Here is a 7,035-nt window from a genome sequence, read left to right as displayed (position 1 = left end):
GAAGGCGTTCTTCGGGCCGGCCCGCAGCCGCTACAAGATCTACATCATCGACGAGGCCCACATGGTCACGTCGGCGGGGTTCAACGCGCTGCTGAAGGTCGTCGAGGAGCCAGGATCCGGTACCGCCGCGTTCGCCGGCGCCGTCTGCGTGCGTTCCGCGCTCCGTAGGACGCCCGCGAAGAGGAGCAGGCCGCAGGCCAGGGCTGTGACCACGGCGAAGGACACCGTCAGGTCGGTCGCGTGGGCGACGCCGCCGATCAGGCTGGGGGCGATGAGGCCGGAGGTGTAGGTGATGGTCGCGACGCCGGCGATGGCCTGGGCGGGGTTCGGGCCGGCGTGCCCGGCCGCCGCGAAGCAGAGGGGGACGACCACGGCGATGCCGAGGCCCATGAGGCCGAAGCCGGCCATCGCGACCGCGGGGTGCTCCGAGACGACGACGAGCGCGCCGCCCGCGACCGCCAGGACTCCGCCCGCCCGCACGGTTCGTACGGCGCCGAAGCGGTTGACGGCCAGGTCTCCGGTCAGCCGGGCGGCGGCCATCGTCAGCATGAAGCCGGTCGTGCAGGCCGCCGCCAGCCCTGCCGACGCCGCGAGCCGGTCCTCCAGGTACACCGCCGACCAGTCCATGCTGGCGCCCTCCGCGAACACGGCGCAGAAGCCGACGAGGCCGATCAGCAGGGCCGAGCGGGGCGGCAGGGTGAAGCGGGGCGGTGCCTCGTCCTCTTCCGTCGGGCGCAGGTCCAGGACCCAGCGGCAGGCGGTCAGGCCCAGGGCGGTCAGGATCAGCGCGGCCAGTCCGTGATGGACGCGGGCGTCCACGTCGAGGTGTGCGGCGAGGGTGCCGACGCCGGAGCCGGCGAGGGTGCCGACGCTCCACATGCCGTGCAGGCCCGACATGATCGACTTGCCGAGGCGGCGCTCGATCTCGACGCCCATCGCGTTCATGGCGACGTCCGCCATGCCCGCCGACGCGCCGTAGGTGAACATCGCGAGGCACAGGGTGAGGAGGTTCGGGGCGAGGGCGGGCAGGGTGAGGGAGAGGGTCCACAGGGCGAGCAGGAGGCGCAGGGCCGTGCGGCTGCCGAGGTGGTGGGTGACCCAGCCCGCCAGCGGCATCGCGCAGGCCGCGCCGAACGCGGTGAACGCCAGCGCGAAGCCGAGCAGGCCCGCGCCGAGGTCCGCGTGGTCCTGGATCCACGGCACCCGGGTCACGAACGAGCCCGTCACCCCGCCGTGCACGGCGAACACGGCCGCGATGGCGTACCGGCCCCGGCGCACATCCCCGCCCATCCCCACCCCTCCTCGTCTGTCAGGCCATGCCGCGTGTCGGGTCATGCCGCGCGGAAAACTATCAGGGACCCTTCCTGATAAAAAGAGGGCAGTCACCGTTCGAGACGGTCCCGGCCGTGGGAGGATCTCGCCATGCCCGCATCACCGAGTACGGCCAGAGCCATCAACGACCGGCTCGCCCTGGGCCTGCTCCAGCGGGAAGGCCCGCTCACGGCAGGGCAGTTGAAGCAGCTCACGGGGTTGTCCCGGCCGACGGTCGCGGACCTCGTCGAGCGCCTCGCCGCTGCCGGGCTGATCGAGGTCGTGGGGGAGTCGGGGGCGCATCGCCGGGGGCCCAACGCGAGGCTGTACGGCATCGTCGGCTCCCGCGCCCACCTCGCCGCGCTCGACGCCCGCACCGACGGCGTCGCCGTCATCGTCTCCGACCTCGTCGGGCGGGTTCTCACGGAGGCGTCCGTGCCGATCGAGGGCGACACGGACACCGGGCCCGCGCTGGACCAGGCGGTGAGCCTCGTGGAGCGGGCCGTGAAGGAAGCCGGCGTCGACTCCCTGCACACCGTCTGCATCGGCGCCCCCGGCCTCATCGACCCCTCCACCGGCGACCTCCGCGACTCCGGCTCCCTCCCCACCTGGCACCGCCGCCTCGCCGCCGCCCTCCAGGAACGCTTCCCCGGCACCCACGCGCTCGTCGAGAACGAGACCAACCTCGCGGCCCTCGCCGAACGCGAGGAAGGCTCCGCCCAGGACCGCGACACCTTCGTCCTCCTCTGGCTCGGCCACGGCATCGGCGCGGCCGTCGTCCTCGACGGCACCCTCCGCCGCGGCGCCTCCGGCGGCACCGGCGAGATCGGCTTCCTCCCGGTACCGGGCGCGGCCCTCCCCTCCGCCGCGTCCTGCGAGGGCGGGTACCACTCCATGGCCGGGGGGTGGGCCGTCGAACGGCTCGCCGGGGAGTTCGGGGTGGCGGGGGAGGGGGCTGCGGGGGTGGTCCGGGAGGCCGTCGGAGCGGTGTCCTCCGGAGGGGGGACCGGTGACCAGGACGGCACGTCGCCGGGGTGTTCCGTCGCCGGGGTGTCTGACGGGGTCGACGGTGGTGGGTCGACGGGGAGGGGTGGGGTCCAGGGGCTGGCCGTCGCCGTGCCGGGGGCTGGGGGGCCCGCTGCCGTGCCTGCTGAGGCTGACGGCAGTGGGCTGACGGCGAGAGGCGGGGCCGAGGGACTGACCGCTGCCGTGCCGGGTGTCGGGGTTTCGGGGAGGGGCGCTGGGGGGTCTGCTGCTGTGCCTGCTGAGGCTGACGGCAGTGGGTCGACGGCGAGAGGCGGGGCCCAGGGGCCGGCCGCCGTCGAGCCGGGCGCCGGGGGGCTCGCCACCACGCCTGCGCATCCCCACGCCGGGGTGCTTCACGAAGCCACCGGCACTGGGCCGACGACTGAGAACGGCACCCTCGCTGTCGTGGCTCCGGGACGACCTGCCGCCGCGTCAGGCGCCGGGGACGACGCCCTCGCGCCCGGCACTCCCGGGCGGGCAGCCCCCGTGCCGACCGCCAAGGGCACCCCCCTCGAACACACCCTCGCCGCCCTCTTCCTCGACGCCTTGGCCGACCGCATCGCCCTCGGTGTCGCCTCCGTCGTCGCTGTGCTCGACCCCGGGTGCGTCGTCCTCGGTGGGGAGGTCGGGCAGGCAGGCGGCGCGGAGTTGGCCCGGAGGGTCGAGGGACGGATCCGGGGAATGGCGCCGCTGGTGACCGAGGTGAGGGCGAGTGGGCTGGGAGGTGGGGCGGTGTTGCGGGGGGCGTTGCTGACGGCGAGGGAGGCGGCGCAGGCGGACCTGTTCGGGACGCCGTAGCGGGCCCCTCACCTCAACCCCCTCGCCCGCACCTCAACGGCCCTCCCGGGCCCAGCGAACCGCCTGCCTCGGCAACCCCCTCGCCCCCACGTCAGCCCACCCCCGACCGACCCCCCTCCGCCAGATACCCCTCGAACGTCCCCTTCCCCACAGCCCGCCCCGGCGTCAAATGTGCCCCCACCCGGAACGCCCGATAAGCCGCACCCCACAACCGCACCGGCACCACCAGCCGCCGCTTCCCCCGGGCCCGCAGGAACGACCGGGCCAGGGAGTCGAACGTGCGGACCTCGGGGCCACCCATGTCGGGCACCCGCCCTTGAGGCTCGCCCACCGACAACTCCGCCAGCCGGACGGCGACTTCGGTCACCTCGACGGGCTGGTCGCTGACACCGGAGAGGACCGGCATCACGGGGGACTTGGAGAGGGCGTCCAGGACTTGGGCGACGAGGTCGTGGAACTGGGTGGTGCGGAGGACCGTCCAGCCGATCCCGGATTCCTCGATCATGCGCTCCACGGCGAGCTTGGTCCGGTAGTAGCTGTACGGGACCCGGTCCACACCCACGATCGAGATGTAGACGAGGTGCCCGACCCCGGCCCGCCGCGCGGCGGTGATCAGGTTGCGGGCGGCCGTCTCGTCACCCCCGCGGGGCGAACTGGCGCAGTGGACGACGGTGTCGACGCCCGTCAGGGCCGTGTCGAGGGCGGGTCCGCCGACGGAGAGGTCGACGGGGTGTTCCGGGCCGCGTCGGCTGAGGACCCGCACCTCGTGGCCGTCCGCCCGCAGCCGTGCGACGAGGGGCCGCCCGAGCGTTCCGGTCCCTCCGGTCACCAGGATCGTGGCCATGCGTATCAGCTCCTTCAGCGGTGATGTCCCCCGGCACCACTGAGAACCGGACAGCCCGCCGAGACGTGACAACCGCGTCAGCCGGCCACCTGCCGCCGCAGGAACGCCAGCTTCTCGGGGTTGAGAACCGCCCGCACCTCCGTGACGAGCCCGTCCCGGCACTCGAAGACGACCGCGCAGAAGACGACGTCGCCGTCCCAGAACAACGCCCCCGGCCCGCCGTTGATCTCGACGAGGGTGAACGTCCTGTCGGTGAGGTGACGCCGGAAGATCCCGTCCGCGAAGCGGGCGACCTTCTCCCGCCCGGACACCGGCCGCATGGTGGCGGACACCTTGCCGCCCCCGTCGCCCCACCAGGTGACGTCGGAGGCGAGGAGCTTCTCCAGACCCGCGAGGTCACCCTCCTGCGCGGCGGCGAGGAACGCGGTCAGCAGGGAGGCGCGGCGCTCGGAGTCCGGCTCGAACCGGGCCCGCTCCTCGGTGATCCGCCGCTCCGCCCGCCGGTACAGCTGACGGGAGTTGGCCTCGGTGAGGTCGAGGACGCCCGCGATCTCCGCGTGCCCGTAGGCGAACGCCTCACGCAGGACGTACACCGCTCGCTCGGTCGGCGTGAGCCGCTCCAGCAGGACGAGCAGCGCCAGCGACACCGCGTCGCGCTGCTCGGCGGTCTCCAGGGGGCCGAGCGCGCCCCCGGAGGTGAGGACGGGCTCCGGCAGCCAGGGGCCGACGTACCGCTCGCGCCGCGCCCGCGCCGAGGTCAGCCGGTTCAGGCACAGGTTCGTCGCGGCCTTCGCCAGCCACGCCCCGACGTGCTCGATGCCCGCCCGGTCGACGCCGCTGAACCGCAGGTAGACGTCCTGGACGGTGTCCTCCGCCTCCTCGGCGGAGCCCAGCATCCGGTAGGCGAGCCCGAACAGTCGGGGGCGGTGGGTCTCGAACTCCTCGGCGAGCGCGGTCGTCATGCCCCCACTGTGCCTGACCCTCGGCACTCCGCGTGCCGGGCCACTCCCTGTGAGCCACTCCACACACTTCACCCGTATGGATCACTGTCGGCCGTGGCACACTGACCGTGTACCAATAGCAGCGCACTCCGGGGTCGGTGAAAGTCCGAACCGGCGGTTACAGTCCGCGACCCGATCGCTTCCAGTGATCGGTTGACCAGGTGGAATTCCTGGACCGACGGTTAAAGTCCGGATGGGAGGCAGTGCGCGGCGGGCAGGCCCTTTGGGGTGCGCCGCCGTATGTGTGCTCGTCCGTGGACGAGTGCGTCCGGCGACCCTCCCTCAGAGTGCTCCTGTCCGTGTTTCTGTCGTCTCTCGACAGGCCCCGGAGTCCGTGCCCGACGTGGCAGGAGGACCCGGGAAGTGTTCACCGGAATCGTTGAAGAACTGGGTGAGATCACCGCCGTCGAGAATCTCGGCGACGCCTCCCGGTTCCGGCTGCGCGGCCCCGTCGTCACCGACGGCGCGAAGCACGGCGACTCCATCGCCGTGAACGGGGTCTGTCTCACTGTCGTGGAGCACGAGGGCGACGAGTTCACCGCCGACGTGATGGCCGAGACCCTCGACCGCTCCAGCCTCGGCGCCCTCGCGGTCGGCTCCCGCGTCAACCTCGAACGCCCCATGGCCCTCGGCGCGCGCCTCGGCGGCCACATCGTGCAGGGACACGTGGACGGCACCGGCCAGGTCCTGGCCCGGACGCCCTCTGAGAACTGGGAGATCGTCAAGATCTCCCTCCCCGCGGAGATCACGCGCTATGTCGTCGAGAAGGGCTCGATCACCGTCGACGGCATCAGCCTGACCGTCGTCGAGGCGGGCGCCGACTACTTCACCGTCAGCCTCATCCCGACGACCCTCGCGCTGACCACGCTCGGCCTCAAGCAGCCCGGCGACCCGGTCAACCTCGAAGTGGACGTCATCGCGAAGTACGTCGAGCGCCTGATGGGAGCCGGGAAGTGAACTGGCTGAACTCCGAGGCGTTCGTCCTGTTCGGCCAGCACATCAAGTGGTCGGACATGGTCGGCAACATCCTCGGCCTCGTCGGGCTCGCCCTCGGCTGGCGCCGTCACCTGCTGACCTGGCCCGTCCAGTTCGCCTCCGGGCTGATCCTGTTCGGCGCCTTCTACGGGCATCTCGCGGGCAGCGCCGGCAAGCAGGCCGTCGTCATGGTCGTCGCGGTGTACGGCTGGTGGCAGTGGCAGCGCGGCGGCAAGGGCGGCGACGGCCACATCGTGCCCCGCTTCGCCACCTGGACCGAGCGCGGCGCGATGATCGCCGCCGGGGCCGCCGGAACCGTCGCCGTCGCACTGTTCTTCAAGGCCAACCCCACCCTGTCCTGGGACCCCTGGCCCGACGCGTACATCTTCGTCGGCACGCTCGTCGCCATGTACGCGCAGGCCAAGGGCATGATCGAGTTCTGGTTCGCCTGGCTCCTCGTCGACGCCGTCGGCGTCCCCCTCAACTTCGCCAACGGCTACGCCTTCTCCGGCTTCGTCTACGTCATCTACGGCGCCCTCGTCCTGTGGGGCATGCGCGACTGGTGGCTGCGCTCGCGCCGGACCGTCCTGGAAGGGGCCCCCGCATGACCACGGCAACCGTCCTGTACGACACCGACGCCGACCTCACCCTCGACCCCGTCGAGCAGGCCGTCGCGGACATCGCTGCCGGGCGCCCCATCGTGGTCGTCGACGACGAGGACCGCGAGAACGAGGGCGACCTCGTCGTCGCCGCCGAGAAGATCACCCCCGAGATCGTCGCGTTCATGATGAGCGAGTGCCGGGGACTGATCTGCGTGCCCATGGAGGGCGCCGAACTCGACCGGCTCGCGCTGCCGCAGATGGTCGGCGACAACACCGAGTCCATGAAGACGGCGTTCACCGTCTCCGTCGACGCGTCCGGCGCGCACGGCGTCACGACCGGTATCTCCGCGCCCGACCGCGCGACCACGATTCGCCTCCTGGCCGGCCCCGACGCCGTCGCCGACGACTTCGTCCGCCCCGGCCACGTCTTCCCCCTGCGCGCCCGCCCCGGCGGCGTCCTCGCCCGCGACGGCCACAC

5 protein-coding genes, 3 pseudogenes and 1 riboswitch are annotated in these 7,035 nt (G+C 72.6%); of the genes and pseudogenes, 5 read left to right on the top strand and 3 right to left on the bottom strand.

Going from position 1 to position 7,035, the window contains the following annotated elements:
• Positions 1-112 (top strand): annotated as a pseudogene (locus tag ACVNF4_RS29980) (hypothetical protein); the annotation flags it as partial.
• Here the strand turns inward: ACVNF4_RS29980 and ACVNF4_RS29975 are convergent.
• Positions 112-1,290 (bottom strand): annotated as a pseudogene (locus ACVNF4_RS29975) (MFS transporter); the annotation flags it as partial. The pseudogenes ACVNF4_RS29980 and ACVNF4_RS29975 overlap by 1 nt on opposite strands.
• Positions 1,291-1,422: 132 nt before the next feature.
• Between ACVNF4_RS29975 and ACVNF4_RS29970 the strand changes: the two are divergent.
• A pseudogene (locus tag ACVNF4_RS29970) lies at positions 1,423-2,298 on the top strand (ROK family transcriptional regulator); the annotation flags it as partial.
• Positions 2,299-3,226: 928 nt separating this feature from the next.
• Here the strand turns inward: ACVNF4_RS29970 and ACVNF4_RS29965 are convergent.
• Together ACVNF4_RS29965 and ACVNF4_RS29960 are read right to left on the bottom strand one after the other, a co-directional pair.
• On the bottom strand, positions 3,227-3,979 hold the full coding sequence (locus ACVNF4_RS29965) for an SDR family oxidoreductase (protein ID WP_461806020.1): 753 nt from the start codon (positions 3,977-3,979) through the stop codon (positions 3,227-3,229).
• Between the two features lie 77 nt (positions 3,980-4,056).
• Positions 4,057-4,941 (bottom strand): RNA polymerase sigma-70 factor, encoded by an 885-nt coding sequence (locus tag ACVNF4_RS29960; protein ID WP_461806019.1) that lies wholly within the window; start codon positions 4,939-4,941, stop codon positions 4,057-4,059.
• Between the two features lie 119 nt (positions 4,942-5,060).
• Positions 5,061-5,191, top strand: a riboswitch (FMN riboswitch).
• Positions 5,192-5,343: 152 nt separating this feature from the next.
• Between ACVNF4_RS29960 and ACVNF4_RS29955 the strand changes: the two genes are divergently transcribed.
• From ACVNF4_RS29955 to ACVNF4_RS29945, 3 genes are all read left to right on the top strand, one after another.
• Entirely contained in the window at positions 5,344-5,937 is a 594-nt protein-coding gene (locus tag ACVNF4_RS29955; protein WP_461806018.1) for a riboflavin synthase, read from the top strand.
• On the top strand, positions 5,934-6,563 hold the full coding sequence (locus ACVNF4_RS29950) for a nicotinamide mononucleotide transporter family protein (RefSeq protein WP_461806017.1): 630 nt from the start codon (positions 5,934-5,936) through the stop codon (positions 6,561-6,563). The genes ACVNF4_RS29955 and ACVNF4_RS29950 overlap by 4 nt, the downstream gene beginning before the upstream one ends.
• On the top strand, positions 6,560-7,035 hold a 476-nt coding region (locus tag ACVNF4_RS29945; protein ID WP_461806016.1), incomplete at its 3' end, for a 3,4-dihydroxy-2-butanone-4-phosphate synthase. The genes ACVNF4_RS29950 and ACVNF4_RS29945, both read left to right, overlap by 4 nt.

The sequence above is a fragment of the Streptomyces sp. S6 genome, assembly GCF_054880855.1.
The sequence above is the reverse complement of the archived record's forward strand: the minus strand, read 5'-3'. Positions and strand labels throughout refer to the sequence as shown.